Genomic DNA, 26,655 nt, shown 5'->3' with positions numbered 1-26,655 from the left:
CCATGGCCGAGAAAGCCCCCTATTGGGTCGTACCCGTCATGCGAACCGGGTACGGGGCGCGCGGAGCGGTTTACCTTGTCGTGGGCGGACTGGCCCTGATGGCGGCCATTTTCGGCGGGAGTGCCGAGGGCACGACGGGCGCTCTGGAACAGCTCAAATCGCAGGCCTGGGGGGTGATCGCCCTGTGGGGGATCGGCTTGGGGCTTTTGTGTTTCATGGTCTGGCGGGTGATCGATGCGAAGATGGATCTCGAGACCTATGGCACCGGGCTGAAGGGCGTGGTGGCAAGGACCGGGCAGGCGGTGACCGGGGTGATCCACGGTGCGCTGGGGCTTTGGGCGATAGCCGCGGCGCTGGGGATCGGCACGGGCGGCGGCGGATCGAAGAGCTGGACCGCGAAGCTGCTGGCGATGGAGTACGGCCAGTGGATCGTCGGGCTGGCGGGCGCAGTCGTGGTGGGCGCCGGGATCTATTATTTCTACAAGGCCTATTCCGAGAAGTACAAATCGCACCTGCGGCGGACGGCGGTGATGCAGCGGCTGGACCCGGTGGCGAAGGCGGGGCTGGTGGCGCATGGGGTGGCGGTGGCGCTGATCGGGGGGTTCCTGATCTATGCCGCCATGACGGCCTCGCCCGAGCAGGCCGGGGGCCTGGGCAAGGCGTTCGACACGATAAGGGGGATGGCGTTCGGGCGGATAATGCTGATCCTGCTGACCGCCGGGCTGATCGCATTTGCCCTCCTCTGTTTCATCGAGGCGGTGTACCGGATCGTGCCGGCAAGGGCCGGGCCGGATGTGAAGACGCTGGCGAAGCGGGCCGAACGGAAGGCCGATCCGCGGGTCTGATCCCGTCGCTTGTGCGGAAATCCGGCTGGACGTTGTGGCGAGGCGCCGTTATCCAACCCGAAACTTCCACCAAGCCCCGGGTTGAGACCACATGCCTGATCTTCTGATCGAACTGTTTTCCGAGGAAATCCCGGCGCGGATGCAGCGCCGCGCGGCCGACGACCTGAAGGCGCGGATGACCGATGGCCTGGTCGAGGCGGGGCTGACCTTTGGGGGCGCGGCGGCGTTCTCGACCCCGCGGCGGCTGACGCTGGCGCTTGAGGGCCTGCCGGCGGAGAGCCCGACGGTGGTGGAAGAGCGCAAGGGGCCGCGCGTCGATGCGCCGGAGAAGGCGCTGGAGGGGTTTTTGCGCGGTGCGGGGGTGTCGAAGGACGAGCTGGAGATCCGCGACGAGAAGAAGGGGCAGGTTTACTTTGCCAAGATCACCAAGCCGGGGCGACCGGCGGAGGCGATCGTCGCGGAGGTTCTGGAAGGGGTGATCCGGAATTTTCCTTGGCCCAAGTCGATGCGCTGGGGCAGTGGGAGCCTGCGCTGGGTGCGGCCGCTGCATTCGATCCTGTGTGTTTTGACGGATGACGCGGGCGAGGCCAGCGTTGTCGATCTGGAGGTCGACGGGATCAAGGCCGGGAATACCACGCAAGGGCATCGTTTCATGGGGCCGGGCCGGTTTGCCGTGACGGGGTTCGAGGATTATGCCGCGAAGCTCAAGCGCGCGAAGGTGGTTCTGGACCCGGAGGAGCGCGAGGCGCATATCTGGCAGGAGGCGGAGAACCTGGCCTTTGCCGGGGGCTTCGAGGTGGTCGAGGACAAGGGGCTGCTGGCCGAGGTGGCGGGGCTGGTGGAATGGCCCGTGCCGCTGATGGGGGAGATCGGGGAGGAGTTCCTCGGGCTGCCGCCGGAGGTGTTGCAGACCTCGATGAAGGAGCATCAGAAGTTCTTCTCGGTCCGGAACCCGAAGTCGGGGCGGATCGAGCGGTTCATCACGGTCGCGAATGTCGAGACGGAGGATCATGGCGCGACGATCCTTGCGGGGAACCAGAAGGTTCTGGCGGCACGGTTGTCGGATGCGAAGTTCTTCTGGGAGAATGACCTGCGTGTGGCGCGTGACGAGAAGATGCAGCCTTGGGTGGAGAGCCTTGGGCATGTGACCTTCCACAGCAAGCTGGGCAGCCAGGCGGAGCGGATCGCGCGTATCGCGGCGCTGGCGCGGGAACTGGCGCCGGTGGTGGGCGCGGAGGCTGATCTGGCCGAACAGGCGGCACGGGTGGCGAAGGCGGACCTGTCGTCGGAGATGGTCTACGAGTTTCCCGAGCTGCAGGGGCTGATGGGGCGGTATTACGCGGAGGCCGCGGGGCTGCCGCAGGATGTGGCGGCGGCGTGCCAGGAGCATTACTCGCCGCTCGGCCCGTCGGATGACGTGCCGACGCGTCTCGTTTCGGTGACGGTGGCGCTGGCGGACAAGCTGGACATGCTGACGGGGTTCTGGGCGATCGACGAGAAGCCGACGGGGTCGAAGGATCCGTTTGCGCTGCGGCGGGCCGCGCTGGGGGTTATTCGGTTGGTGTTGGAGAATGATCTCAGTCCCGATCTGACGCGGCACTTGTCTATCGGGTGGAACGCCCACTCTTATGACCGGTTCTGGGAGCGGATCGCGGAAGCCGAAAATCGCGCAAGGAGTGGCAATCCCAGCGATTGGGCTGAACCGGATGAAGTGGATCTCGCGAAAAAAGCTGAGGATGTCCAAGACCTCCTCTCCTTCGTCCACGACCGTCTCAAGGTCTATCTCCGCGATCAGGGCATCCGGCATGACGTGATCGATGCCTGTATCGCGATGGACGGCAATGACGACCTTGCGCTGCTGGTCAAGCGGGCGCGGGCGTTGCAGGAGGTGCTGGCGACCGAGGAGGGCGAGAACCTCGTGCAGGGGTTCAAGCGGGCCAACAACATCCTCCGCCAGGCCGAGGAGAAGGACGGGGTCGAGTATTCCTTTGGCGCGGACGTGAAATTCGCCGAAGGGCCGGAGGAGAAGGCGCTGTTTGCCGCGCTCGACCGGGCGGAGCGGGCGATTGCGGCGGCCAGCGCGCAGGAGGATTTTGCCGGGGCGATGGCGGCGATGGCGGGGCTGCGCGCGCCGATCGACGCGTTTTTCGAGGCGGTGCAGATCAATACCGACAACGAGATCCTGCGGCGGAACCGGCTGAACCTGTTGAACCGGATCCGGGTGATCTGTCTTCAGGCGGCGGATTTGACTCGGATCGAGGGGTAGGTTTTCCCGCCGGGCGGGCGGCCGACCGCGGGTGGGCGCGGCTACGGATGTGATGGTTGATTTATGGTGCCATGCACATCTGACGATTTTGTATAGGTTGACGCTGCAAAAGCGCCCGCCCGTCACGCCGAAGGCGTGCCGCCTGTACATGGCGCACCTCCGGTGCGACGGGGCGGTCGGGCGCTCGCCCGGCGCCGCGCCAAGGCGCGGCTTTGTTCCGGGCGGAGTGGCTCCCTGACAGTCTGCCTATTATTCCACCCTGTCGCCCAATTGTTACACGGCTCTTGCTTTTGAGCGCGTGAAGCGCAATGGTGCCGCAGTGCAGCAAAACGATGAGCATATCACCCTGATCACGCCGGATGCGCCGGTGAAAACCGACACCCACGGGGGCCGGGCCAAATGCTTGCAGCGCCTTGTCAGGCTGGAGCTTCCGGTGCCCTGCACGCTGGCGCTGTCGTTCCACACCGTGCGCCGGATCGCGCAGGGCGAGACGCCCCCGGCGGAGCGTCTGCTGGCGCCGTTTGCGGAGAATGCCATCCTCTGCGTGCGGCCCTCGTCGGAAGACCCGGACTGGGGCGGGCCGGGGGCGGTGCTGAATATCGGGATGAACGAAGCGCGCTATGCCGAGATGTCCGAGACCATCGGGCAGGAGGCGGCGGCGCGGCTCTACCTGCGGTTCGTGCAGAGCTTTGCCATCCACGTGGCGCGGCTGGACCCGGAGGCGTTCGAGGATGTGGCCGACGATCCCGCGACGGGCCTGAAACAGGCGCTGTCGGCCTACGAGGACGAGACGGAAGAGGCCTTTCCGCAGGAGCCGGGCGCGCAGCTTGGCGAGGTGCTGCGCTCGATGGCGCGGGCGTGGGAGGGCACCAGTGCGCGGCTGCTGCGGCAGGCCAAGGGCGCGCCGGCGGATGCCGGGCTTGGCCTCGTGGTGCAGGAAATGGCGCTGGGTCTGGGCGAGGGCGAAAGCGGCTCGGGGGTGATGCAGCTGGTGAACAGCCAGACCGGCGCGCGGCAGATCACCGGGCGCTACCTGAGCCAGAGCCAGGGCCGCGAGGCGCTGCGCGGCGGGGCGGATGCGCTGTTCCTCGAGCGCGACCCGCGCGGCCCGTCGCTGGAGGAGCTGGCGCCGGAGGCCTTTGCCCAGCTCAAGGCGCAGACCGCGCTGATGCGCGAGCGGCTGCGCGAGGAGATGCAGGCCGAGTTCACCATCGAGAACGGGCGGCTCTACCTGCTGGACGGGGTGCGTGTGGCGCGTAATGCCCGCGCCGCCGTGGCGATTGCCGTGGCGCTGGCCGAGGACGGGATCATCGCCCGCGAGGAGGCGCTGATGCGGATCGAGCCGCGGGCGCTGAACGAGCTGCTGCACCGGCAGGTCGACCCGGAAGCGCCGCGCGACGTGCTGGCCAGCGGCATTGCCGCGAGTCCCGGCGCGGCCAGCGGGCGGATCGTGTTCACCGCGACCGAGGCGCAGGCCTGCGAGTCGCGCGGGGAGCCGTGCATCCTTGTCCGGCGCGAGACCAGTTCCGAGGATATCCGGGGCATGAACGCCGCGGTGGGCGTGCTGACCGAGCGGGGCGGGATGACCAGCCATGCCGCCGTGATCGGGCGGGGGATGGGGAAGCCCTGCGTGGTCGGCGCCTCGTCGATCGAGTTTCACACGCGGCGCAAGTTCCTTGTCTTCCCCGACGGGCGGCGGCTGAATGCCGGGGACATGATGACGCTGGACGGCACCAGCGGCGATATCCTTGCGGGCGACACGCCGCTGCTGGAGCCGGCGCGCGACGAGTCGCTGGCGACGCTGATGGAATGGGCCGACGCCGCGCGCGACATCGCCGTGCGGGCCAATGCCGACACGCCCGCCGATGCCGAGGTGGCGCGGACCTTCAAGGCGCAGGGGATCGGACTGTGCCGGACCGAGCACATGTTCTTCGAGGCCGACCGGCTGACGGTGATGCGCGAGATGATCTTTGCCGATGCGGGCGAGGACCGGGCCGCCGCGCTGGAGCTTCTGCTGCCGATGCAGCGGGCGGATTTCATCGACCTGTTCCGGATCATGCAGGGCCAGCCCGTGTGCATCCGGCTGTTCGACCCGCCGCTGCACGAGTTCCTGCCGACCGACCGCTCGGGGATGCTGGAACTGGCCGAGGCGCTGGACCTGCCCTTGTCGGACGTGACGCGGCGGGTGGAGGCGCTGGGCGAGTACAACCCGATGCTGGGCATGCGGGGCGTGCGGCTGGGGATCACGGTGCCGGAGATCTACGAGATGCAGGCGCGGGCGATCTTCGAGGCGACGGTGGCCGCCAGCCGCGAGGGCGAGGCGGTGGTGCCGGAGATCATGATCCCGCTGGTCAGCGCCCGGCGCGAGGTGGAGCTGGTGAAGGCGCGGGTCGACGCGGTGGCCACCGCGGTGCGCAACGAGACCGGCAAGGAGTTCACCTATCGCCTTGGCGTGATGGTCGAGACGCCGCGCGCCGCGCTGCGGGCGGGGGAGATCGCGCCGCTGGTGTCGTTCCTGAGCTTCGGGACGAACGACCTGACCCAGATGACCTACGGGCTCAGCCGCGACGACGCGGGGCGGTTCATGTCGAAATACGTCCAGCAGGGCGTCTATGCCGAGGACCCGTTCCATACGCTCGATGCCGAGGGCGTGGGCGAATTGCTGGAAATCGGCGCGGAAAGAGGCAGGAAGGCGAAATCCGACCTCGTTCTGTCGATTTGTGGAGAGCACGGGGGGAACCCCGAATCAATCGCCTTCTGCCGGGCGGCGGGGTTCGATTACGTCTCGTGCTCGCCTTTCCGGGTGCCGGTTGCGCGACTTGCCGCCGCACAGTTGGCCGTGAAAGACAGAATCGGTTAAGTCGCTGCGGGTGCTTTGAAATTTTTGGCAAGATGCCGTAGATACTTTTTTTCAATTGTTGTAAGTTAGACTTTTGCCGCGTCCGCAGGGGTGGACGCGTGGCTCCATCTCGCATATCGGGCCCGGATGTCCGGGTTTTGGAGCCCAAATTCTGGGGGAAGGAAGATTGAACATGTTCCGAATTATAGCCGTTTTGCTGCTGACGATGGCTGGAGCTGCCTCTGCCGACACACCATTGACCAAACTGCTCGAGACCGAGCGCCGCGCGATCAACACCCTGCCGGATGCCCGGCTGGCGAGTTTCCTGACGCGGCCGGAGCTTTCGGTGGAGTATTCCGCCAAGTGGCTGGCGGGGCAGGCGCCGCGCAAGGGCGATGCCGAATGGCGCTGCCTGGCCGAGGCGCTGTATTTCGAGGCGCGCGGGGAAAGCGTGAAGGGCCAGTTCGCGGTGGCCGAGGTGATCCTCAACCGGGTGGACAGCGTGGACTTCCCCGACGAGGTCTGTGCCGTGGTGCACCAGGGGACGGGGCGCAAGTACCAGTGCCAGTTCACCTATACCTGTGACGGGTACAAGGAAGTGATCGCCGAGAAGCGGGCGTTTGAAAACGTCGGCAAGGTCGCCTACCTGATGGTGAAGGGCGCGCCGCGGACGCTGACCGAAGGGGCGACGCATTACCATACGCGCGCCGTCAACCCGCGCTGGGCGCACCGGTTTCCGCGCACTGCCACGATCGGGGTGCACCATTTCTACCGGATGCCCACGCGCCTGACATCGAACTGAGCGCCGCCACGCCGGGCCGCGCGCCAAAAACCGGTTGACTCGGACGCGCGGGCCTATAAAAGGCGGGCTTCACGGGATTTTCACGGACGGGCTGCCCGTCCTGTGCAGGAGCGAGACAAATGGCAAAGCCGACCACTATCAAGATCCGCCTGAACTCGACCGCGGGCACCGGCCATTTCTATGTGACCAAGAAGAACGCACGGACGATGACCGAGAAGATGTCGATCCGGAAATACGACCCGGTCGCGCGGAAGCATGTCGAGTACAAGGAAGGCAAGATCAAGTAAGGTCTTATCCTTCGACGGTATTGCGAGAGCCGCGCCTTCGGGCGCGGTTTTTTGTTGTCGGGGGGTGGGTTGGTGCCCGCCCTACGGGTCGTCACCCGCCCCGCGCTTGACCCGGGACCCCTGGTGGCGGGAGGTCCCGGCGCGGGGGCCGGGACGGGGTCGGCGGGCAAAAGAAAAGGGCCGGTCCAAGGACCGGCCCCGCCTGATGCGATCCCGGAGGGATCGGTTATTCGCGATTTCCGAGCAGGCTCAGCAGCATGATGAACATGTTGATGAAGTCCAGGTACAGCCGCAGCGCGCCCATGATGGCCGACTTGCCGAGCCATTCGCTGTCGCCGTGGTGGGCGTGGGCGAGATACTCGTTCTTGATGTCCTGCGTGTCATAGGCGGTGAGCCCTGCGAAGATCAGCACGCCGATGATCGAGATGGCGAACATGATCGCCGGCGAGCCGAGGAAGATGTTCACGATCGACGCCACGATCAGGCCGATCAGGCCCATGATCAGGAAGCTGCCCCAGCCGGAGATGTCCTTCTTGGTGGTGTAGCCCCAGAGCGAGAGGCCGGCGAAGGCGATCGAGGTGATCAGGAAGACCTGGGCGATCGAGAAGGCCGTGTAGACCACGAAGATATAGGCGATCGAGACGCCCATCACCGCCGAGAAGGCGTAGAAGAAGAGCTGTGCGGCGGCGGCCGACAGGCGGTTGATCACCGCGCTGAAGGCGAAGACCATGATCAGCGGTGCGAACATCACGATGTAGCGGGTGAACCCGGTAAAGAGCGTCTCCATCATCGCGGCGTTGGTGCCGACGGCCCAAGCTGCGAGGAAGGTGATCAGCATGCCTACGGACATCGTGCCGTAGACCTTGTTCATGTGGGCGCGCAGGCCCTGGTCAACCTGGCCGGCAGTGCGTGCGCTAGATGCCGTCCGGATTGTGTCAAACTCAGCCATTCAAGCCTCCGATAAGTGTCAATATAGCCCCGTCCATGGACTTTGCACCAATATCGGATGGCTGGCGTTGCTTTTCAAGTTTTTCCGGGCCGTGACGGCCCGAAAACGCAGTTTTGAATGCGGCTTACCTGATCCAGTGGTGCGGGACGTCCCAGGCGGGGCGGCGCGCCTCTTCGAGGGCGTCGCGGCGGGAGAGCCCCATGTCGCGCAGCGCGGCGTCGTCGAGCTTCGCGAGCTTGCGGCGCTGGCGGCCCAGAACGATGAGGTCGAGCAGCGAAACCCGGCGGCGGGTGTGCGGGCAGGCGCGGGAGCGGGGGACGGAGAGGAAGGCCATGATGTAATCCTTTTCGGTCTGTGATGCGTTGCGGCGTTTCCATCGTTGATGTTGATGAAGATGGCGGATAGGCTGTCATTTGTGAAACGAATGTTTGTGACCTCTGGCATCAAGGAGCGTGATGAATGAGGAATCTTGACCTGACGACCCTGCGCTCGTTCGTGGCGGTGGCCGAGCAGGGCGGCGTGACACGGGCCGCGGCGGCGCTGAACCTGACGCAGTCGGCGGTGTCCATGCAGCTCAAGCGGCTGGAGGAACTGCTGGGCCAGGACCTGCTGGACCGGAGCAACCGGCGCATCGCGCTGACCAATTCGGGCGAATTGCTGCTGACCTATGCGCGCCGGCTGGTGGAGCTGAACGACGAGGCCGTGGGCCGGCTGACCGATGATGTCTACGAGGGGGAGCTGATCCTCGGGGCGCCTTATGACGTGATCTACCCGGTGGTGCCGCAGGTGCTGAAGCGGTTCAACGCGCTCTGCCCGCGGGTCAGGGTGCAGCTCAGGTCGTCGACCTCGCTCAAGCTGCTGGAATCGCTGAAGCGCGGCGAGGTCGACCTGATCCTGACGACAGAGGAGGCGCCGGGGCAGGGCGGCGAGACGCTGACCGAGATGCCGCTGCGCTGGGTCGGGGCGCAGGGCGGGCTGTCGTGGAAGCGCAAGCCGCTGAAGCTGGCCTTCTGCAATGTCTGCATCTTCCGCGCGGGCGTGCTGCGCAAGCTGGACGATGCGGGGATCGAGTGGGAGATGGCGGTGGATTCCGACGATGACCGGTCGGTCGAGGCGCTGATCAGCGCCGACCTCGCAGTGGGGGCCCTGCTGGAAGACAGCGTGCCGCCGCAGCTCGAGGCGATCCAATCCTGCGGGGCGCTGCCCGACCTGGGCATCCAGCGGATCAACATGTACGGCGCCGACAGCCGCAAGGAAGTGCTGGGCGAGCTGGCCGACATGCTGCGGCAGGGGTTCGCCGCCAGCCGGGGCCCGGTTGCCGTGCCGAAGGCGCTTACGGCGTGATCACCACCTTGCCGGTGGATTTCCGGGTGCGGAGGAGGTCGAGCCCTTCCTCGGCCCGGTCGAGCGGCAGGGTATGGCTGACATGGGGTTTGAGCTTTCCCTCGGCATACCAGCCGAAGAGGGTGGCGAGGCTGTCGCTGATGACCTGCGGCCGGAACTTCAGGTAGCCGCCCCAGTAGAGGCCGAGGACGGAGATGTTCTTGACCAGCAGATGATTGGCCGGGATCTGGGGAATGTCTCCGCTGGCGAAGCCGATGGCGAGGATGCGCGCCTCGGGGTTGCAGGCGCGGAAGGCCGCCTTGAACTGGTCGCCGCCGACGGGATCGTAGACCACGTCGAGCCCGCCGAGCGCCTTGCAGCGCTCGCGGATATCCTCCGATTGCGCGTCGATCAGGTGGTCGGCGCCGGCCTGTTCGGCCACCGCCAGCTTGTCGGCGCCGCGGGCGCAGGCGATGACGGTGGCGCCCATCTGCTTGCCGATCTCGACCGCGGTGAGGCCGACGCCCCCGGCCGCGCCCAGCACCAGAAGGGTCTCGCCCGGCTGCAGCCGCGCCTTGTGGTCGAGCGCCACGTGGCTGGTGCCATAGGCGACCTGGAAGGCGGCGGCATCGGTGAAGGGCATGGCATCGGGCAGGGGCACGCAGCGCCCGGCCGGGAAGCAGCCGTATTCCGCCAGCCCGCCCTGGCCGCCGAACACGGCGACGCGGCGGCCGATCACCGCCTCGTCGACGCCCGCGCCGCAGGCCTCGACCGTGCCGGCCACTTCCATGCCGAGGGTGAAGGGCGACTCGGGCGTGTCCTGGTACTCTCCCCTGATCATCAGCGTGTCGGCGAAGTTCAGCCCGCAGGCGCCGATTCTCAGGCGGACTTCGCCCTCGGCCGGGGCGGGGATGTCGATGCTGCGAAGGGCGGGGGGCTGATCGTCGGGCAGGACCTGGAAGGCGCGCAAGGGCTCTCTCCGTGATTAGGAACGGGCGATAAGGGCTTGGCGTGACTTGGCGAATCCGGGCGCCCGTGTCAATCGCGCCGGGTGTCGGGCGGGGGAGGGCCGGCGGCGAGACGCGTTCCGATTGTGTTGGATTTTAACCAATCACGTATTTAGGTAGCGGTTGTGCTTGTAAATTCGTATACACGCGATACCATATATTGGCCCTGCAGGGATGCGCAGCGGCTGAAGATTGTACCCATTTCCTTTGGGCCCGCCTTGCGGGGCGGGGTCGGAGGTTTTGTGAGCATTGTCAGGAGAGGATAAAACATGCCGCACCCCGTTGATGTACATGTCGGAAAGCGTATCCGGCACCGCCGCTGGCTTGTGGGGATGACCCAGCAGCAGCTTGCGCAAAGCGTGGGCATCAAGTTCCAGCAGATCCAGAAATACGAGACCGGTGCCAACCGTGTCAGCGCGTCGCGCCTTTGGGATATCGCCGAATCGCTCGACGTGGATGTCAGCTTTTTCTTCGAGGGTCTGACCTCGGAGGACGAGGCGCAGCAGGAGCATGCAAGCTCGGTGCCCGCCGATATCCTTGGCGACAAGGAAGCGCTGGAACTGGTTCGGTCGTACTATGCGATCCCGGAAAACCAGCGCCGCCGCCTGTTCGACCTTGCCCGGGTTCTGAGCGACGTCGCTTGAACGTGGCTGCCCGGCCGGGCTAAGCAGGCCGCGAAAGCGGCAGAGGGACCGGCGGGCAGATGACAACAGACGTTATAGTGCAAACGGCACACGCGCTGGCGGATGCGGCGCGTGAGGCCATTTTGCCGTTTTTCCGGTCGGCGGGAATGCAGGCCGACAACAAGGCCGGCACCGGCTTCGACCCGGTGACGGAGGCCGACTGCGCCGCCGAACGGGCGATGCGCGAGATCCTGGCCCGGCGGCGGCCGCAGGACGGCATTCTCGGAGAGGAATACGGAGAGACGCGGGGCGAGAGCGGCCTGACATGGGTGCTCGACCCGATCGACGGCACGCGCGGGTTCCTGTCGGGGACGCCCACATGGGGCGTGCTGATCGCCGTGTCGGACGAGAGCGGGCCGGTCTATGGCCTGATCGACCAGCCCTATACGGGCGAGCGGTTCGAGGGCGGGTTCGGCCGGGCCGAGGTGCAGGGGCCGCAGGGCGCGCGGCGGCTTGCGACGCTGGGCGCGCGGCCTTTGTCGGAGGCCATCCTGTTCACCACCTTCCCGGAACTGGGCAGCGAGGCGGAGCGCGACGGGTTCGCGGCGGTGGCAGGCGAGGTGAGGCTGACCCGCTACGGGATGGATTGCTATGCCTATGCGCTGATCGCGGCGGGGCAGATCGACCTGGTGATCGAGGCGGGGTTGCAGCCCTATGACATCCAGGCGCCGATCGCCGTGATCGAGGCGGCGGGCGGGATCGTGACCGACTGGCAGGGGCGGCCGGCGCATCTGGGCGGCCGGGTGCTGGCCGCGGGCGGGCCGGAGCAACACGCGGCGGCGCTGGAGATATTGTCGAAGGTCGCGGGGTAGGGCGTTCTCCGCAAATTCCGGGTGCCTGCCGTGATGGAGGTTCATTTCCGCGGGCATTTGCGATAGAACTTCCCCGACCACGGGTCTTCACCCCTTTCCCCCGTGGCCCTGTTCCATGCGATCTGAGGGGGTCGGATGCGATGAAGGGGGCTTTCCATGGCGGAAATCCTGATCCGTGGTGCGGACCACGTGCTGACGATGAACGATGCGCGCGAGGAGTTGCGCGGGGCCGATATCCTGTTGCGGGGCGGCGTGATCGCCGGGATCGGCGAGGGGCTGGAGACGCGTGGCGAGGTGGTGGAGGCGCGCGGCTGTGTCGTCACGCCGGGCCTCGTGAACACGCATCATCATCTCTACCAGACGCTGACCCGCGCGGTGCCGGGCGGGCAGGATGCGCTTCTGTTCGGGTGGCTGAAGACGCTCTACCCGATCTGGGCCAGGTTCGGACCGGAGGAGATGTTCGTCTCGGCGCAGGTGGGGCTGGCGGAGCTGGCGCTGTCGGGGTGTTCGCTGAGTTCGGATCACCTGTATCTGTACCCCAACGGCGCGCGGCTGGAGGATACCATTGCTGCCGCCGCGGAGGTGGGGTTGCGGTTTCACCCGACGCGCGGGGCGATGAGCATCGGCGAGAGCGAGGGCGGGCTGCCGCCGGATGCGCTGGTCGAGGCGGAGGCGGCGATCCTCGAGGATTGCATCCGGGTGATCGACGCGTTCCACGATGGTGCCGAAGGGTCGATGTGCCGGGTGGGGGTGGCGCCCTGTTCGCCGTTCTCGGTGAGCCGCGACCTCATGCGCGAGGCGGCGCTGCTGGCGCGGGACAAGGGGGTGATGCTGCACACCCACCTGGCCGAGAATGACGAGGACATCGCCTATTCCGAGGCGCAGTTCGGCTATCGGCCGGGGCAGTATGCCGAGGAGCTGGGCTGGACCGGCGCGGACGTGTGGCACGCGCATTGCGTGAAGCTGGACGGGGCGGAGATCGACCTGTTTGCCCGGTCGCGGACGGGGGTGGCGCATTGCCCCTGTTCGAATTGCCGGTTGGGGTCTGGCATCGCGCCGGTGCGGGCGATGCGGGATGCGGGGGTGCCGGTTGGGCTGGGGGTGGATGGCTCGGCCAGCAACGATGCGGGGAATATCGTGCTGGAGGCGCGGCAGGCGATGCTGTTGCAGCGGGTGGCGAGGGGGGCCGATGCGATGAGTGCGCGGGAGGCCTTGGAGATCGCCACGCGGGGCGGGGCGGATGTGCTGGGCCGGCCGGATTGCGGGCGGATCGCCGTGGGCAAGCGGGCGGATATTGCCGTCTGGGACGTCTCGGGTGTCGAGAGCGCGGGAAGCTGGGATCCGGCGGCGTTGCTTTTGGCGGGGCCGGTTAAGGTGCGGGATTTGTTCGTGGAAGGGCGGTCCGTTGTGCGCGAGGGGCAGGTGGTGACGGTGGATCTGCCGAAGGTGGTGGAACGGCAGAACGCGTTGGCGCGGGCGTTGATGGGGTAGGGGTTGCCCGCCCCGGGCCTGACCCGGGGCCTCTGGTTGGCGCGAGGTCCCGGCTCGGGGGCCGGGACGGGGAGGTCCTTAAGGCCGGGTCATGGTGGGTTCGCGCCCACCCTACGGGTCAGCCGTGCGCGCGGTGGCCATTGATCCAGACCACCTTCACCGCGCGGTCGTCGCCCATCATGATGGTGGGGAAGAGCGCCTCCCATAGGTCGTCGGCCGAGGCGACACGCTGGGCGATGGCGGGGGTCGAGGCGAGGTCGAGGGCGATGAGGTCGGCCTCCATCCCCGGGGCGATGTTGCCGATCCGGTCGCCCATATGCATCGCGTCGGCAGAGCCGGCGGTGGCGAGCCAGTAGAGCTGGGCCGGGTGCAGGGCGGTGCCCGAAAGCTGGCCGATCTCGTAGGCGGCCGCCATGGTGCGCAGCATCGAGAAAGAAGAGCCGCCGCCGGTGTCGGTGGCGAGCCCCACGCGCTGACCCTCGGATTTGGCAAGCGCCATGTTGAAAAGCCCCGAGCCGATGAAGGTGTTGGAGGTGGGGCAGTGAATGAGCGCCGCACCCACCTCTCGCAGCCGGTCGCGCTCGCGGGGTTCGAGGTAGATGGCATGGCCATACAGGCCGCGTGCGCCGAGAAGGCCGTGCGCCTCGTAGGTGTCGAGATAGTCGCGGGCCTCGGGGAAGAGGGATTTGACCCAGTCGACCTCGTCGGGCTGTTCGCTGAGATGGGTCTGCATCAGGCAGTCGGGATGCTCGGACCAGAGAGCGCCCAGGGCGGAGAGTTGATCGGGCGTCGAGGTGGGCGAGAAGCGGGGTGTGACGATGTAGGAGAGGCGGCCCGTCCCGTGCCAGCGTTCCAGTAGTGCCTTGCTGTCGTCATAGGCCGATTGCGCGGTGTCGCAGAGCCCGTCGGGGGCGTTACGGTTCATGCAGGTCTTGCCGGCGGCGGCGCGCAGGCCGCGGGACCGGGCCGCGGTAAAGAAGGCCTCGACGCTTTCGGGGTGAATGGTGCAGTAGCTGGCCACCGTGGTGGTGCCGTTCGACAGCGTCAGGTCGAGGTAGCGCCCGGCGATCTCGGCGGCGTAGGCGGGATCGGCAAAGCGCATCTCCTCGGGGAAGGTGTAGGTGTTGAGCCAGTCGATCAGCCGCTTGCCCCAGCTGGCGATCATCGCGGTCTGGGGATAGTGGGCATGGGCATCGACGAAGCCGGCGGTGATGAGCGCGTCGCCCATATCCTCGGTCTTTGCCTGCGGCGCTTCGCTGCGCAGGGCCCGGGCCGTGCCGGTCCGCACGACGCGGCCGTCGCGGATCAGCACCGCCTCGTCGAGCCGGGCGGCCCCGGCCGGGTCGCCCTCGAAGGGCGAGCCTGTGTAGACGAGCACCCGGCCCGTCAGGAGAGTTTCGCTGGTCATCTGCCCACATTTGCCTGTTCGCGTACCAGTTGCACCATAGCAGCGCGAGGGGGCGGGTAAATGCGGCTATTGTCATTGTTTTCCGGAAGGTGCTTCTTTAAGCCGGAGCGAAAGAGGCAGCCTGCGTTTTTCGGGCGAGACGGTGCAACCGGCAGACCGCGGGCGCGTTTCAGGTTAGGCTGGCCGCAGGGGCCGGCAGGGCAGGTTTGACGCGGAAAGGGGTGGCGCATGGCTGACAACGACGCTGTGGCGGAGACCGAGACCGACCGCGAGGACGATGCCTATGTGCTGGATGACCGCGCGGTGGCGCGGATCATGTACGCGGTCGACACCGAGGACCGCACGCGCCTTCTGGAAGAGCTGGAACCGCTGCACCCGGCCGACATCGCCGACCTTCTGGAGCAGGTCAACGCCTTCGACCGGCGCCGCCTGATCGAGCTTTACGGGCGGGATTTCGACGGAGACATCCTGTCGGAGCTGGACGAGTCGATCCGCGAGGAGGTGCTCTACACGCTGCACCCGGAAGTGCTGGCCGAGGCGGTGCGCGACCTCGAATCGGACGACGTGGTCGATCTTGTCGAGGATCTGGAAGAAGACCAGCAGACCGCCATTCTCGACGTGCTGGAAGACAGCGACCGGGTGGCGGTGCAGCATTCGCTGACCTACCCGGAATATTCCGCCGGCCGCTTGATGCAGCGCGAGGTGGTGATGGCGCCCGAGCACTGGAACGTGGGCGAGGCCATCGATTACCTGCGCAACCAGGACGACCTGCCGGACCAGTTCTATCACATCATCCTTGTCGATCCGCGGCTGAAGCCGGTGGGCAACGTGACGCTGGGCAAGCTGATGGCCTCGCGGCGCGAGGTGCTGCTGTCGTCGCTGGTGGAGGACACGTTCCATGTCATCCCCGTCACCCAGGACGAGGAGGACGTGGCCTATGCGTTCAACCAGTATCACCTGATTTCCGCGCCGGTGGTGGACGAGAACGAGCGGCTGGTGGGGGTGATCACCATCGACGACGCGATGATCGTGCTGGACGAGGAGCACGAGGAGGACATCATGCGCCTCGCCGGTGTGGGCGAGGGCAGTATCGCCGACCGGGTGATCGACACGACCAAGCAGCGGTTTCCCTGGCTGGCGGTGAACCTTGTCACCGCGATCCTCGCCTCGCTGGTGATCGCCCAGTTCGAGGAGGCCATCGCGACGGTGGTGGCACTGGCGGTGCTGATGCCGATCGTGGCCTCGATGGGCGGCAATGCGGGGACGCAGTCGCTGACCGTGGCGGTGCGGGCCATTGCCACCAAGGACCTGACGGGCCGCAACGTCTGGCGGGTGATCCGGCGCGAGGTGCTGGTGGGCCTGATCAACGGGCTGATCTTCGCCGTGGTGATGGGGGTGATCGGGGTGCTGTGGTTCGGCGGGCCCGAGCTTGGCTACGTGATCGCTGCCGCAATGGTGATCAATCTGGTCGTGGCCGGGCTTGCCGGCACGGTGATCCCCGTGATCCTTGATCGTATCGGCGTCGACCCGGCGCTGGCGTCTGGTGCCTTCGTGACGACGGTGACGGATGTGGTCGGGTTCTTCGCCTTCCTCGGACTGGCGGTTGTGGTGCTTCTATGAACGATCTGACGGCGGTGAAGGCGGAGGCGCGCAAGGCGGCTTTCGCCCGGCGCAAGGCGGCGCATGACAGCGCGCCTCCGGGTGAGGCGGGGCACCTGGCCGAGGTTCTGGCGGGCTATCGCGGCGTGCCGCTCTCGGGCTACATGGCGATCCGGACCGAGATCGACCCGCGGCCGGTGATGGCCGAGGCGGCGGCGCACGGGCCGGTCTGCGTGCCGGTGATCCAAGGGAAGGGCCTGCCGCTGAAATTCTCCCGGTGGGAGCCGGGCTGTGCGCTGAAGGAAGGGCCGTTCGGGGCGATGATCCCGGAGGTGGACGATTTCCTCGAGCCCGAGATCCTGATCGTGCCGCTGGTGGCGTTCGACCGGCAGGGCGGGCGGCTGGGCTATGGCGGCGGGTTCTATGACCGGACGCTGGAGATGCTGCGCGGCAAAAGGGCGACGCTGGCGATCGGCTTCGCCTATGCGGCGCAGGAGGCCGAGGGGTTGCCGCTCGAGCCCACCGATCAGCCGCTCGACATGGTGGTGACGGAGCGCGGGGTGATCAGCCTCTGATCACGCGAGATGCGCAAGAAGCGTGTCGCGCGCGCCGGTGAGGTGCGCGCGCAGGCGCTCGGTCGCCGCCGTGGTCTGGCCCGCGCGGCAAAGGTCGCGCAGGGCGGCGTGATCCGCGAGCCAGCGGTCGGTGTCCTCCGGCAGGGTTTCGTAAGACGCAATCTGCACCCGGCAAGCGCGGCGCAGCCCGTCGATCATGGCTTGTTGCCTCGGGCGTTGCGCGGGGGCGTACAGTGCTGCGTGAAACAGGGCGTCCCCCTCGGCCCAGTTGGCGTTGCGCGCTTCGAGGTCAGAGCGGGCGAGGGCATAGTCGATCCGGTCCAGATCCTGCGGCGTCATTCGCGCCAGGGCCCGGGTGAAGAGGTCGGTTTCCAGCATCAGGCGCAGGTCATAGGCCTCGATTACCTCGTCACGGGACATCTCGACCACCCGGGTGCGCCGGTTGGGCGCAAGCTCGACCAGCCCGGCGCTTGCCAGCCGGGCCAGAGCGTCGCGCACCGGTATCCGGCTGACACCGAACCGCGCGGCCAGAGCCCCCTGGGGCAGCACGCTGCCGGGGGCAAGGGCGCCGCCGAGTATGTCCTTTTCCAGTGCGTGCGTGATGTCTTCGGGGGTCAATTTCGGGGTGGTCTCCGGTTTTCGTCAAAGTGTATACACTTATACAGAATCGAACACAACGGAGCTATGCATGGGACAGCATGATTACACCGCCCGCGTGGTCTGGACCGGGAACCGGGGAAAGGGGACGGCAAGCTATCGCGCCTATGACCGGACGTGGAATGTCGAGACGCCGGGCAAGTCGGTGATCCATTGTTCCAACGACCCGCTGCTGGGCGGCGATCCGACGCTGCACAACCCCGAGGACATGCTGATCGCGGCGCTCTCGGCGTGCCATATGCTGTGGTACCTGCATTTCGCCTCGGATGCGGGGATCGCGGTGCAGGGCTATGCCGACGATCCGCTGGCCGTGGGCGAGACCGAGACATCGGGGGCGAGCCGGTTCCTGCGGGCGGTGCTTCGGCCCGAGATCGTGGTGCCAGCGGGCACCGACCTCGACAAGGCCGATGCCATTCACCACGAGATCGGCAAGGTGTGTTTCATCGCCCGGTCGGTGAATTTCCCGGTCAGCTACGAGGCGCGATACGTTTCAGGCTGACCCGGCGCCGCTCACCAGCCCTTGCGGGCTGTTTCGCGACACGCGCCTGTGAGGGCGCGGGGCGGGGGCGTGCGCGGGGCGGGGCGGGTCAGAGCGGCCAGAAGAACGGGATGAGCGCCGAGGCCAGCAGGCCGATCGACAGGTTGAGCGGGATACCCACCTTGATGAAGTCGGTGAACTTGTAGCCGCCGGGCCCGTAGACCATCATGTTGGTCTGGTAGCCGATCGGCGTGGCGAAGCTGGCCGAGGCCGCGATCATCACCGCCACCACCAGCGGGCGGGGATCGTATCCCAGTGCCTCGGCCAGCCCGATGGCGATGGGCGTCACCACCACCGCGACGGCGTTGTTCGACACCAGTTCGGTCAGCACGCTGGTCAGCAGGTAGATCGCCCAGATCGTCAGGAAGGGCGAGGTATGGGCCAGCAGCGGCGCCACCCCAGTGACCAGAAGCTCGACCGCGCCCGAGGCCTCGAGCGCGGCGCCGATGGCGAGCATGGCGAAGATCAGCGCCAGCAGGTGCCCGTCGACGAAGCCGAACGCCTCGTCCGTGTCGACGCAGCGGGTGAGGAAGACCACGGCCATCGCCAGCACCGCCAGCAGAAGGATCGGCGCCACCCCCATCGCCGCCAGCACCACGATGCCCGCCAGCGCGCCCACGGCAATGGGCGCGTGGCTGCGGCGGTAAGCGCGTTCGGTGGGTTTCGAGACGTCGACCATGTTCATCTCCGTCGAAAGGCGGTTGATATCCTCGGGCGCGCCCTCGAGCAGCAGCGTGTCGCCCACCTGCACGACGATATCGTCGAGCTGGCGGCCGATGTTCTTGTCCTTGCGGTGCACCGCCAGCGGGTAGACCCCGAAGCGCCGGCGCAGGCGCAGGGCGCCCAGCCGCCGGCCCACCATCCGGCAGTCGGGGGTGATCAGCGATTCGACCGTGGCGGTCTCCACCGCCGAGACCTGGTCGACGCGCTTGAGGCTCTTGTTGCGCTGGAGGCTGAGCAGCTCGGTCACCTGGGTGCGCAGGACGACCCGGTCGCCCACCTCGAGCGTCACCCCCTCGAGGTTGCGGCGCAGCGACTGGTCGCCGCGGATCACGTCGACGAGGCGCACGCCCTCGCGCTTGAAGAGTTGCACGCTGTTGACCTCGCGGCCGACGAGGTTCGACTCGGGCGGGATGACCGCCTCGGTGAAGAACTTGCGCGATTTCCGGTCGCTCAGCAGGGTGGCCATGCTGGCCCGGTCGGGCAGCAGGCGCGGGGCGATGAAGCGCAGGTAGAGCGCGCCCCAGACGGCGAGGATGGCGGCCAGCGGCGTGACCTCGAAGATGGTGAAGGCCGCAAGCCCGCCGGCGCGGGCCACGCCGTCGACCAGCAGGTTGGTCGAGGTGCCGATCAGCGTCAGGCAGCCGCCGAGGATGGCGGCATAGCTGAGCGGGATCAGGAACTTGCTGGCCGGGAGATCGAGCTTGCGGGCCAGCTGGACGAAGACCGGGATCATCACCACGACGACGGGCGTGTTGTTGACGAAGGCCGAGGCGAGCATGACGAAGGCCATCAGCGCGCCGATGGCGAGGGCCGGCCGGGCGTCGGCCTGGGCCTCGGCAGCCCGCGTGAACCAGTCGAGCGCGCCGGTGCGCACCAGCGCCCCCATGACGATGAACATCGCCACGATCGTCCACGGCGCGGGGTTCGACAGCACGGCCAGCGCCGCGTCATAGGGCAGCAGCCCCAGCGCCAGCAGCACCGCGGCGCCGGAGATGGCGACCACCTCGGTCGGATAGATCTCGCGGATGAACAGCAAGAACATGACGGCGACCACGCCAAGGGTGACCAGGGCCTGCCCGGTCTGCGAGAATTCGATGAAGTGCATCAGGTCTGAGTGTCCCGTTCCTGTTGGCTGCCATCTTTCCCGATGGGCGGCCGCGGGGCAAGGGTGATCCGGGGGTGCGGGCGGCCGAGGCCGATTTTGACCGAGAGCGGGGCGAAACGGCCGTCGCCTGTGCCCGTCATGTGGGCCCGGCCTCGTCGCAGGCGTGCAGGCGGGCGGCCTCTTTCGGCACGCCCAGCCGGAACGAGGGCCGGGGCCGGACGAGGAAGATGCCGCCCAGCATCAGCGCCAGCGCGACCCAGACGAAGACCGAGTAACGCTCGCCCAGCAGCAGCATCGACCAGACCACGCCGAAGGCGGTGACGATATAGGCCGATTGCGAGGTGAAGACCGACCCCGCGCGCCCGACCAGCCAGACATAGGCGGCATAGACCAGCCCGTGGGTGACCGCCCCCAGCGCCAGCGCCGCCTCGGGGATGCCGAAGCCCTGAAGCGGGTTGATCCACTGGCCCGAGAGGAGGGCGATGGGCAGGGTGATGACCGCGCCCGCCGCCGAGGCGCCGACGATGGTGCGGAACGGGTCGAGCCCGTAGGTGCCCCAGCGGGCGACGATGTTGCCCTCGGTGGCATAGAGCAGCGGCGCGAGGAGGGCGAGCAGGACGAAGACGGTCATCGCCGGGTCGGGCAGGCTGGCCCGGGGGCCGATCATCAGGATCACCCCCGCCATGCCAAAGAGAAGCCCGGTCAGGCGGACCCAGGAGAAGCGGTCGTTGCCGAGCGCCAGCGCGATCGGCAGGGAGAAGAGCGGCGCCGTCGACATCAGGATCGACAGGATGCCGGCGGGCAGTTTCGAGGCGGTGAGGTAGAAGAACACGTCGGGCAGCACCGCGCCGGTCAGGGCCACGACGATGAACAGCCTGAGATGGTGGGGTTTGAGCGCCACAGGCTTGCCCGCGAACCGCGTCATGGGGGCGAGGACGGCGACCACGATGACCAGTTGCCAGAAGATCAGCCCGTAAGGCTGGTGGCCGGTGCTGGTGGCGACCTTGGCCAGCGGTACGGTCAGGCCCCAGCCCGCCCCCATGAAGAACAGCACCAGCACATAGAGCGGGTTTCCCGTCACGGGGCGGCCTGTTGCAGCCGCCCGCCTTCACGGATCATGGTCACGTTGACCGCCTTGCCGGTCCGGTCGTCGGTTTCGATGAACAGCCCGCAGAGCGTGGCCTCGCCCATGGCGGGGGTGAAGCGGCCTTTCCCCATGCCGGTGATGAAGCGGCGCATCGGCTCGGTCTTGTCCATGCCGATGATGCTGAGGTAATCGCCGCACATGCCGGCATCGGCCTGGAACGCGGTGCCGCCCGGCAGGATCTGGGCGTCGGCCGTGGGGATGTGGGTGTGGCTGCCGACGACGACGGTGGCGCGCCCGTCGCAGAAATGGCCCATGGCCATCTTCTCCGAGGTCGCCTCGCAATGCATGTCGATCAGCGCGGCCTGCACGCCGCCGCCCGGCACATGCGCCTTCAGCACCGGTTCGATGGCGCTGAACGGGTCGTCGAAGGCGCGTTTCATGAAGACCTGGCCCAGCACCTGCGCCACCAGCACCTTGCGCCCGCGCCCGTCGGTGAAGACCCGGTGGCCGCGGCCCGGGGCCTCCTTGGCGAAGTTGATCGGTCGGACGATGCGCGGCTCGGTCTCGATGAACTGCAGCATGTCCTTCTGGTCGAAGGCGTGGTCGCCCAGCGTGAGGCAATCGGCGCCGGCCTCGAGCAGGATCTTGGCATGCTCGCCCGACAGGCCCATGCCGCCGGTGGCGTTCTCGCCGTTCACCACGGTGAAATCGACCCGCCATTCGGCCTTGAGGCGCGGCAGGTTCTCGGTCACGGCCCGCCGCCCGGCGCGGCCCATCACATCGCCCAGATACAGGAGTCTCATTACTCGGTGTTAGGGCGGCGGCGCTGCGAGGGCAAGAGGCGATGCTGTGCGCCCCTGCGCAGCGCGGATGTGTGGCGCGGTTCGGATGCCTCCGGCGAGGCAGTCTGGGCCACGAAAATGACGGGGCCCGGTGCTTCTTCTGGCCGGAAGTATCCCCGGGGGCCGCCATTGTGCGCCATTGGTTCAAGCCCAATGGCGGCGGGGCTGGCCCCCACTCCGGCCGGTGCGGGTCAGAGCGGCCAGAAGAGGAGGATCGCCGGGATCGACACCGCCACCACGAGGATTTCGAGCGGCAGGCCCATGCGCCAGTAATCCGAGAACTTGTAGCCGCCGGGCCCGAGGATGAGCGTGTTGTTCTTGTGCCCGATGGGCGTGAGGAAGGCCGAGGAGGCGGCGACCGCCACCGCCATCAGGAAGGGATCGGGCGAGACGCCCAGGCCTTGCGCCATCTGGATGCCCACGGGCGCCGCGACGATGGTCGTGGCGGTGTTGTTGAGCACGTCCGACAGGCTCATGGTCACGATCATCAGCACGGTGAGGATGACCCAGGCCGGCATCCCTTCGGTCAGCGCCACGAGGCTGCCGGCAATGAGCTCGGTGCCGCCCACCTCCTCCAGCGCGGCGCCGAGCGGGATCATCGAGCCCAGCAGCACCACGACGGGCCATTCGATATGGGTGTAGAGCTCGTTCACGGGGACGATCCGGGTCAGCACGTAGGCCATCACCACCAGCCCCAGCGCAATCGGCAGGTAGAGCAGCCCCACCGAGGCCGCCCCCACCGCCGCGCCGAACAGGCCAATGGCGAGCCATGTCTTCCTGTTCTGCGTCACCGCCAGCCCGCGATCGGCCAGCGGCAGGGCGCCCAGCCAGTCGGTCACGTCGCGGCCGGTGGCCTTGGGCACCAGCAGCAGCAGGATGTCGCCCGCCTGGATGGTGGTGTTGCGCACCTGGCTGGTGATCTTGCGACCCTGGCGCGAGATGCCCATCAGCACCGATTGCTGGCGCCAGTGGAGGCCCACGTTCTGGGCCGTGCGGCCGACGAGGCGCGAGGTCTGGGGCACCACGACCTCGACGATGTCGAGCCCGTCGCCCTCGGCCTGCAGGCGTTCCTCGCGCTGCTTGTCGGAGAAGGCGAGCGAGAGGGAGGAGCGGAATTCGTCGAGCGCGTCGGGCTTGGCCTCGATCACCAGCGCGTCGCCCTCCTTGAGCATCGTGTTGATGGCCGCGCCGTAGCGGCGCTTGCCGTCGCGGATCACGCCGAGCAGCGCCACGTCGGTCTTGTTGGCGGTTTCTTCCAGCTCGATCAGGCGCTTGCCGATCAGGTCGGAGCCTTCGGGCACGGTGAGCTCGGCGATGTAGTCGGCGATCTCGGAGGCTTCGAGCACGGCATCCTCGCGCTGCGGGATGAGCCGCCAGCCGACGAGCGCCACGAAGAGCAGCCCGGCCACGGCGGTGACCGCGCCCACTGGGGCGAAGTCGAACATGGCGAAGGGCGCGCCCAGGGCATCCTCGCGGATCGAGGCGATGATGATGTTGGGGGGCGTGCCGATCAGCGTGGCCATGCCGCCCAAGATGGTGGCGAAGGAGAGCGGCATCAGGCTGAGCCCCGCCGCGCGCTTGGCCTTGCGGGCGGTCTGGATGTCGACGGGCATCAGCAAGGCAAGGGCCGCGACGTTGTTCATGAAGGCCGAGAGCACGCCGCCGATGCCGCCCATCAGCGCGATGTGCGAGCCGAGGCTGCGGGAGCTGTCGACCATGGTGCGGGTGATGAGGTGGACCGCGCCCGAGCGGACGAGCCCGGCCGAAACGACCAGCACCAGTGCGACGATGATCGTGGCCGGGTGGCCGAAGCCCGAGAAGGCCTGATCCGTCGGGACGACGCCGAGGACCACTCCGATCAGCAAAGCGGAAAACGCCACGATATCATAGCGGTAGCGCCCCCAGAGCAGCAGGGCGAAGACCGCGCCGAAGAGCGAGAAAAGGATGATCTGGTCGGTTGTCACGGCGGCCCTCCGGGATTAGGTGCAGCCAAGCCTATTCGGGCCGGGAACGCAACCGGCTTGCGGGGCAGGCGGGGCGTGATTTATAGACGGTCCGAGCAACTCACATCTGACTGATATCTGACGGAGCGCACGACATGGCCGGCCATTCCAAATGGGCAAACATCCAGCACCGCAAGGGGCGGCAGGACGCCGTGCGGGCCAAGCTTTTTTCCAAGCTTTCCAAGGAGATCACCGTGGCCGCCAAGATGGGCGACCCGGATCCGGAGAAGAACCCGCGGCTTCGGTTGGTGGTGAAGCAGGCGAAGTCGCAGTCGATGCCGAACGACAATATCGACCGGGCGATCAAGAAGGCGATCGGCGGCGAGGGAGAGGATTACGAGGAGGTCCGCTACGAGGGCTATGGCCCCAACGGCGTGGCGGTGATCGTCGAGGCGATGACCGACAACCGGAACCGGACCGCCTCCAACGTGCGCTCGACCTTCACCAAGAACGGCGGCAACCTTGGCGAGACCGGCTCGGTCGGGTTCATGTTCGAGCGGAAGGGCGAGGTGACCTATTCGGCGGATGTGGGCGATGCCGACACGGTGATGATGGCCGCGATCGAGGCCGGGGCAGAGGATGTGGAATCAAGCGAGGATGGCCACATCATCTGGTGTGCCGATACCGATCTGAACGATGTGTCGAATGCCTTGGAGGCCGAGCTTGGCGAGAGCGAGTCCACCAAGCTTGTCTGGAAACCCACCACCACGACCGAGATGGATTTCGAGGGGATGGAGAAGCTGATGAAGCTGATCGACGCGCTGGAGGACGATGACGACGTGCAGCGCGTGACCACGAATTTCGAGGCCTCGGACGAGGTGATGAGCCAGCTTGCGGCGGAGTAAATTCGCGGCGGATCGGACGGATCTGGACGGCGCCCCGCGGGGCGCCGTTCTTGTTGGGGACGGGGCGATTTCCAACGTCGGTATAACGTCGGTATTTTGTCGGTATTGCGTCGGTGCGAATTGACGGGGGTGGATTTTCGGTCGAGTGGTGATGCGCCGGGGGCGTTGTGGTGGGGCGATATCTTGAAAAGATATCGGGTCGAATTCTTTTCAAGAATTCGGGGTGGGTCGGCAACCCGCCCTACGGGACCAGGTGGGCGCGGAGTTGGGCTTCGAGATAGATCCGCGGGCTATGGCCGTCGCCGCGGAGGGCGAGGGCCTTGCCGATCTTCCCGCCGTGGGTCTTGTGAGTGTAGTGCGGGCTGCCCTCGGCGCCGATGATCAGGAAATCGGTGTCGCGGGTGGGGGTTTTCTGCACGGTGGCGCCAAGCTCCTCCAGCCGGGCGGTGACCTGACGCCGTGTGCCGAAGGTGAACCCGCCGGTCGGGACGACGCGCCGGCCTTCGAACCGGATGGCCTCGACCTGATCGGTGTCGCTTATGACCGGGATCGCCTCGCAGCTTGGGACGCCGGTGTCGGCATAGCTGTCGCCGACGAGGCTGGTGATCAGGTGGCTGATCTCGGCGGCTTCGGGCGGGTCGATGACGCCGTCGCAGAGCGCGTCGCGGACCACGTGCCGGAGGGCGGCGATGCGCGGATCGGCCTCGAGGTCATGGGCGGCGTTGATCCGGCCATGCAGAACCTGTGCCTCGCGCGTGGTGATGATGCCGTCGCAATTGATACCGGCGCAGAAGCCAAGCAGCCGATTGGCCGCGGAGCGGGGGCAGGCGGGGTCTATCTTCCCGCTTCGGACCTCGGCGATCTGGGTGAGCACATCGAGCAGTTCCCCGAGGGTGTCGTGATGGCCTGCGGCGGCCTCGCTCAGGATCTCGGCCGCGTCCTCGTCGCCCACCTGTTCGCAGATGGCCTTGCATTCGGCGAGGAGCGGTTCGAGTTCGGTATCCTCGACCCGGCCATTGGCGAGTATCCCGTCGAGGAACCCGATGAAGAAGCACTCGTTCTTGGCGGTGTTGGCCCTGGCATGGATGGCGTCCAGTGCCCCGGATTCGTAGCTCAGGTTGTTTGTCACTCTTGTGCCTCCTGTTTCCCTGTCGAGAGGGTGGGAGCACGCGAGTTAACAAAAGGTTAACGGCCATTCGGAAGGGGAACGGGGCGGGGCCTGCAAGACGGGTATCGGCAAGGCGGTGGAGGTCCCGGCCCGGGGGCCGGGACGTGGGTTTGTCCGAGGGTGGGTTGGTCTCCGGCCGCCGCCTATTTCCTGAAACCGCACTCGCCATAGCCGCCGGTGCAGGCGGCGTAGGTGTAGTCGCCGGTGGCGCTGCAGGCCCAGAAGCCGCGGTTGGTGTCGCCGCGTCTCAGGTTGTTGTCGGTGCCGCAGGACCAGCCGCCGTCCTTCTCTTCGATGCACATCTTGATGAAGGTCGCGGAGGGGCAGTTGTTGGTGACGATGATATGCAGCGAGTCGTTCCGGTTGTACTTGTCGCCCCATACCCGGTCGAGCGAGATGCAGAGGCACATGTCCTCGGCGTTGCCCTCGGTTGGCAGGCAGAGGAAGGCGAGGAGGGCGAGGGATTTGGCGATGTCGACGCCGGTGGACACGGTTCTGGATACGAGGGACATGGGAAATCTCCTTGTTTGAAAGGGGTTGCGTTGTTCGGGGTGGGCCCGAAGGTGCGCGGTTTGAAATGTGTTGCGTTGAAAATGGTGGGTTTGAAATGGTCGTGTGGGGGAGTTTGGTGGGTTCGGGATTGGGTGTCAACCGGGGGGAGTGGTGGGTTTGCACCCACCCTTGTCTCTTTGATCTGTGTGATATTCGGTATCGGCAGGCGAGACCCCGTCCCACCCTTGGTCCTTGAGACCGTCGCGTAGCCTGGGGCTCGTCTGCCGACCGTTGTCAAACCTGAACAGT

24 protein-coding genes are annotated in these 26,655 nt (G+C 67.0%); 13 read left to right on the top strand and 11 right to left on the bottom strand.

Going from position 1 to position 26,655, the window contains the following annotated elements:
* Positions 1–2 precede the first annotated feature (2 nt).
* The 5 genes from RLN94_RS16725 (at position 3) to rpmG (ending at position 7,039) form a co-directional block, all read left to right on the top strand.
* A complete protein-coding gene (locus tag RLN94_RS16725) occupies positions 3–845 on the top strand; it encodes a DUF1206 domain-containing protein (RefSeq protein WP_350124280.1) in 843 nt (280 codons plus the stop codon).
* Between the two features lie 91 nt (positions 846–936).
* Entirely contained in the window at positions 937–3,111 is a 2,175-nt protein-coding gene (gene glyS, locus RLN94_RS16720) for a glycine--tRNA ligase subunit beta (RefSeq protein WP_350124283.1), read from the top strand.
* A 319-nt stretch (positions 3,112–3,430) separates the two neighbouring features.
* Positions 3,431–5,971 carry a putative PEP-binding protein gene (locus RLN94_RS16715; RefSeq protein WP_350124286.1) on the top strand — a complete coding sequence of 847 codons (2,541 nt, stop codon included), beginning with the start codon at positions 3,431–3,433 and terminating at the stop codon, positions 5,969–5,971.
* A gap of 172 nt (positions 5,972–6,143) precedes the next feature.
* On the top strand, positions 6,144–6,752 hold the full coding sequence (locus RLN94_RS16710; protein WP_350158677.1) for a cell wall hydrolase: 609 nt from the start codon (positions 6,144–6,146) through the stop codon (positions 6,750–6,752).
* 119 nt (positions 6,753–6,871) lie between these two features.
* A complete protein-coding gene (gene rpmG, locus RLN94_RS16705) occupies positions 6,872–7,039 on the top strand; it encodes a 50S ribosomal protein L33 (protein ID WP_057816833.1) in 168 nt (55 codons plus the stop codon).
* Between the two features lie 226 nt (positions 7,040–7,265).
* Here the strand turns inward: rpmG and RLN94_RS16700 are convergent, their stop codons facing one another.
* Positions 7,266–7,988: a Bax inhibitor-1/YccA family protein gene (locus RLN94_RS16700; RefSeq protein WP_350122711.1), complete on the bottom strand. Its 723-nt coding sequence runs from the start codon at positions 7,986–7,988 to the stop codon at positions 7,266–7,268.
* A 124-nt stretch (positions 7,989–8,112) separates the two neighbouring features.
* Entirely contained in the window at positions 8,113–8,322 is a 210-nt protein-coding gene (locus RLN94_RS16695) for a DUF1127 domain-containing protein (protein ID WP_350122714.1), read from the bottom strand.
* Between the two features lie 125 nt (positions 8,323–8,447).
* Here RLN94_RS16695 and RLN94_RS16690 point away from each other — a divergent pair, with 125 nt between their 5' ends.
* Positions 8,448–9,332, top strand: a complete 885-nt coding sequence (locus RLN94_RS16690; protein WP_350122717.1) for a LysR family transcriptional regulator — start codon at positions 8,448–8,450, stop codon at positions 9,330–9,332.
* Here the strand turns inward: RLN94_RS16690 and RLN94_RS16685 are convergent.
* Positions 9,322–10,281 (bottom strand): NADPH:quinone oxidoreductase family protein, encoded by a 960-nt coding sequence (locus tag RLN94_RS16685; RefSeq protein WP_350122720.1) that lies wholly within the window; start codon positions 10,279–10,281, stop codon positions 9,322–9,324. The two genes, RLN94_RS16690 and RLN94_RS16685, sit on opposite strands and share 11 nt — an antisense overlap.
* 306 nt (positions 10,282–10,587) lie before the next feature.
* Between RLN94_RS16685 and RLN94_RS16680 the strand changes: the two genes are divergently transcribed.
* From RLN94_RS16680 to RLN94_RS16670, 3 genes are all read left to right on the top strand, one after another.
* Positions 10,588–10,962 carry a helix-turn-helix domain-containing protein gene (locus RLN94_RS16680; RefSeq protein WP_350122723.1) on the top strand — a complete coding sequence of 125 codons (375 nt, stop codon included), beginning with the start codon at positions 10,588–10,590 and terminating at the stop codon, positions 10,960–10,962.
* Positions 10,963–11,021: 59 nt separating this feature from the next.
* Positions 11,022–11,813, top strand: a complete 792-nt coding sequence (gene hisN / locus RLN94_RS16675) for a histidinol-phosphatase (protein WP_350122726.1) — start codon at positions 11,022–11,024, stop codon at positions 11,811–11,813.
* A gap of 156 nt (positions 11,814–11,969) precedes the next feature.
* Positions 11,970–13,304 carry an 8-oxoguanine deaminase gene (locus tag RLN94_RS16670; RefSeq protein WP_350122730.1) on the top strand — a complete coding sequence of 445 codons (1,335 nt, stop codon included), beginning with the start codon at positions 11,970–11,972 and terminating at the stop codon, positions 13,302–13,304.
* Positions 13,305–13,422: 118 nt separating this feature from the next.
* On the opposite strand, the gene guaD is transcribed toward RLN94_RS16670, so the two are convergent.
* The gene (gene guaD / locus RLN94_RS16665) at positions 13,423–14,712 is read right to left on the bottom strand and encodes a guanine deaminase (protein WP_350122733.1); all 1,290 of its coding nucleotides are present in this window, start codon (positions 14,710–14,712) and stop codon (positions 13,423–13,425) included.
* Between the two features lie 228 nt (positions 14,713–14,940).
* On the opposite strand from guaD, the gene mgtE reads away from it, so the two are divergent.
* Both mgtE and RLN94_RS16655 read left to right on the top strand, forming a co-directional pair.
* Complete coding sequence (gene mgtE, locus RLN94_RS16660; RefSeq protein WP_350122736.1) at positions 14,941–16,332, top strand: magnesium transporter; 1,392 nt, start codon at positions 14,941–14,943, stop codon at positions 16,330–16,332.
* Complete coding sequence (locus RLN94_RS16655) at positions 16,329–16,886, top strand: 5-formyltetrahydrofolate cyclo-ligase (protein ID WP_350122739.1); 558 nt, start codon at positions 16,329–16,331, stop codon at positions 16,884–16,886. Before mgtE ends, RLN94_RS16655 begins: the two co-directional genes overlap by 4 nt.
* Here RLN94_RS16655 and RLN94_RS16650 read toward each other — a convergent pair whose 3' ends face one another.
* Positions 16,887–17,504 carry a GntR family transcriptional regulator gene (locus RLN94_RS16650; RefSeq protein ID WP_350122742.1) on the bottom strand — a complete coding sequence of 206 codons (618 nt, stop codon included), beginning with the start codon at positions 17,502–17,504 and terminating at the stop codon, positions 16,887–16,889.
* 70 nt (positions 17,505–17,574) lie between these two features.
* On the opposite strand from RLN94_RS16650, the gene RLN94_RS16645 reads away from it, so the two are divergent.
* Positions 17,575–18,042, top strand: coding sequence for an OsmC family protein (locus RLN94_RS16645; protein ID WP_350122745.1), 468 nt, complete (start codon positions 17,575–17,577; stop codon positions 18,040–18,042).
* 88 nt (positions 18,043–18,130) lie between these two features.
* Here the strand turns inward: RLN94_RS16645 and RLN94_RS16640 are convergent, their stop codons facing one another.
* The 4 genes from RLN94_RS16640 to RLN94_RS16625 all read right to left on the bottom strand — a co-directional run bounded on the left by RLN94_RS16640 (position 18,131) and on the right by RLN94_RS16625 (position 23,802).
* On the bottom strand, positions 18,131–19,909 hold the full coding sequence (locus tag RLN94_RS16640) for an SLC13 family permease (RefSeq protein ID WP_350122748.1): 1,779 nt from the start codon (positions 19,907–19,909) through the stop codon (positions 18,131–18,133).
* Between the two features lie 136 nt (positions 19,910–20,045).
* The gene (locus tag RLN94_RS16635; protein WP_350122751.1) at positions 20,046–20,990 is read right to left on the bottom strand and encodes a DMT family transporter; all 945 of its coding nucleotides are present in this window, start codon (positions 20,988–20,990) and stop codon (positions 20,046–20,048) included.
* Positions 20,987–21,799, bottom strand: a complete 813-nt coding sequence (locus RLN94_RS16630) for a TIGR00282 family metallophosphoesterase (RefSeq protein ID WP_350122754.1) — start codon at positions 21,797–21,799, stop codon at positions 20,987–20,989. The genes RLN94_RS16635 and RLN94_RS16630 overlap by 4 nt, the downstream gene beginning before the upstream one ends.
* Positions 21,800–22,029: 230 nt before the next feature.
* Entirely contained in the window at positions 22,030–23,802 is a 1,773-nt protein-coding gene (locus RLN94_RS16625) for an SLC13 family permease (RefSeq protein ID WP_350122757.1), read from the bottom strand.
* A 134-nt stretch (positions 23,803–23,936) separates the two neighbouring features.
* On the opposite strand from RLN94_RS16625, the gene RLN94_RS16620 reads away from it, so the two are divergent.
* Entirely contained in the window at positions 23,937–24,686 is a 750-nt protein-coding gene (locus RLN94_RS16620; RefSeq protein ID WP_350122760.1) for a YebC/PmpR family DNA-binding transcriptional regulator, read from the top strand.
* A 241-nt stretch (positions 24,687–24,927) separates the two neighbouring features.
* On the opposite strand, the gene RLN94_RS16615 is transcribed toward RLN94_RS16620, so the two are convergent.
* Positions 24,928–25,815: a BRCT domain-containing protein gene (locus tag RLN94_RS16615; protein ID WP_350122763.1), complete on the bottom strand. Its 888-nt coding sequence runs from the start codon at positions 25,813–25,815 to the stop codon at positions 24,928–24,930.
* Between the two features lie 182 nt (positions 25,816–25,997).
* On the bottom strand, positions 25,998–26,366 hold the full coding sequence (locus tag RLN94_RS16610) for a hypothetical protein (protein WP_350122766.1): 369 nt from the start codon (positions 26,364–26,366) through the stop codon (positions 25,998–26,000).
* Positions 26,367–26,655 lie beyond the last annotated feature (289 nt).

It is taken from the genome of Roseovarius sp. (assembly GCF_040223625.1).
GTDB lineage: Bacteria > Pseudomonadota > Alphaproteobacteria > Rhodobacterales > Rhodobacteraceae > Roseovarius.
Note: the sequence above shows the minus strand (reverse complement) of the source record. Positions and strands in the feature narration are given on the sequence as shown.

Excerpts from the sequence above, each read along its gene's own strand:
- RLN94_RS16630 (WP_350122754.1), bottom strand. The coding sequence starts at position 21,799 with ATGAGACTCCTGTATCTGGGCGATGTGATGGGCCGCGCCGGGCGGCGG.
- RLN94_RS16655 (WP_350122739.1), top strand. The coding sequence starts at position 16,329 with ATGAACGATCTGACGGCGGTGAAGGCGGAGGCGCGCAAGGCGGCTTTC.
- RLN94_RS16645 (WP_350122745.1), top strand. The coding sequence starts at position 17,575 with ATGGGACAGCATGATTACACCGCCCGCGTGGTCTGGACCGGGAACCGG.
- hisN (WP_350122726.1), top strand. The coding sequence starts at position 11,022 with ATGACAACAGACGTTATAGTGCAAACGGCACACGCGCTGGCGGATGCG.
- RLN94_RS16690 (WP_350122717.1), top strand. The coding sequence starts at position 8,448 with ATGAGGAATCTTGACCTGACGACCCTGCGCTCGTTCGTGGCGGTGGCC.
- glyS (WP_350124283.1), top strand. The coding sequence starts at position 937 with ATGCCTGATCTTCTGATCGAACTGTTTTCCGAGGAAATCCCGGCGCGG.
- RLN94_RS16610 (WP_350122766.1), bottom strand. The coding sequence starts at position 26,366 with ATGTCCCTCGTATCCAGAACCGTGTCCACCGGCGTCGACATCGCCAAA.
- RLN94_RS16700 (WP_350122711.1), bottom strand. The coding sequence starts at position 7,988 with ATGGCTGAGTTTGACACAATCCGGACGGCATCTAGCGCACGCACTGCC.
- RLN94_RS16680 (WP_350122723.1), top strand. The coding sequence starts at position 10,588 with ATGCCGCACCCCGTTGATGTACATGTCGGAAAGCGTATCCGGCACCGC.
- RLN94_RS16670 (WP_350122730.1), top strand. The coding sequence starts at position 11,970 with ATGGCGGAAATCCTGATCCGTGGTGCGGACCACGTGCTGACGATGAAC.
- guaD (WP_350122733.1), bottom strand. The coding sequence starts at position 14,712 with ATGACCAGCGAAACTCTCCTGACGGGCCGGGTGCTCGTCTACACAGGC.
- RLN94_RS16695 (WP_350122714.1), bottom strand. The coding sequence starts at position 8,322 with ATGGCCTTCCTCTCCGTCCCCCGCTCCCGCGCCTGCCCGCACACCCGC.
- RLN94_RS16620 (WP_350122760.1), top strand. The coding sequence starts at position 23,937 with ATGGCCGGCCATTCCAAATGGGCAAACATCCAGCACCGCAAGGGGCGG.
- RLN94_RS16710 (WP_350158677.1), top strand. The coding sequence starts at position 6,144 with ATGTTCCGAATTATAGCCGTTTTGCTGCTGACGATGGCTGGAGCTGCC.
- RLN94_RS16725 (WP_350124280.1), top strand. The coding sequence starts at position 3 with ATGGCCGAGAAAGCCCCCTATTGGGTCGTACCCGTCATGCGAACCGGG.
- rpmG (WP_057816833.1), top strand. The coding sequence starts at position 6,872 with ATGGCAAAGCCGACCACTATCAAGATCCGCCTGAACTCGACCGCGGGC.
- RLN94_RS16640 (WP_350122748.1), bottom strand. The coding sequence starts at position 19,909 with ATGCACTTCATCGAATTCTCGCAGACCGGGCAGGCCCTGGTCACCCTT.
- mgtE (WP_350122736.1), top strand. The coding sequence starts at position 14,941 with ATGGCTGACAACGACGCTGTGGCGGAGACCGAGACCGACCGCGAGGAC.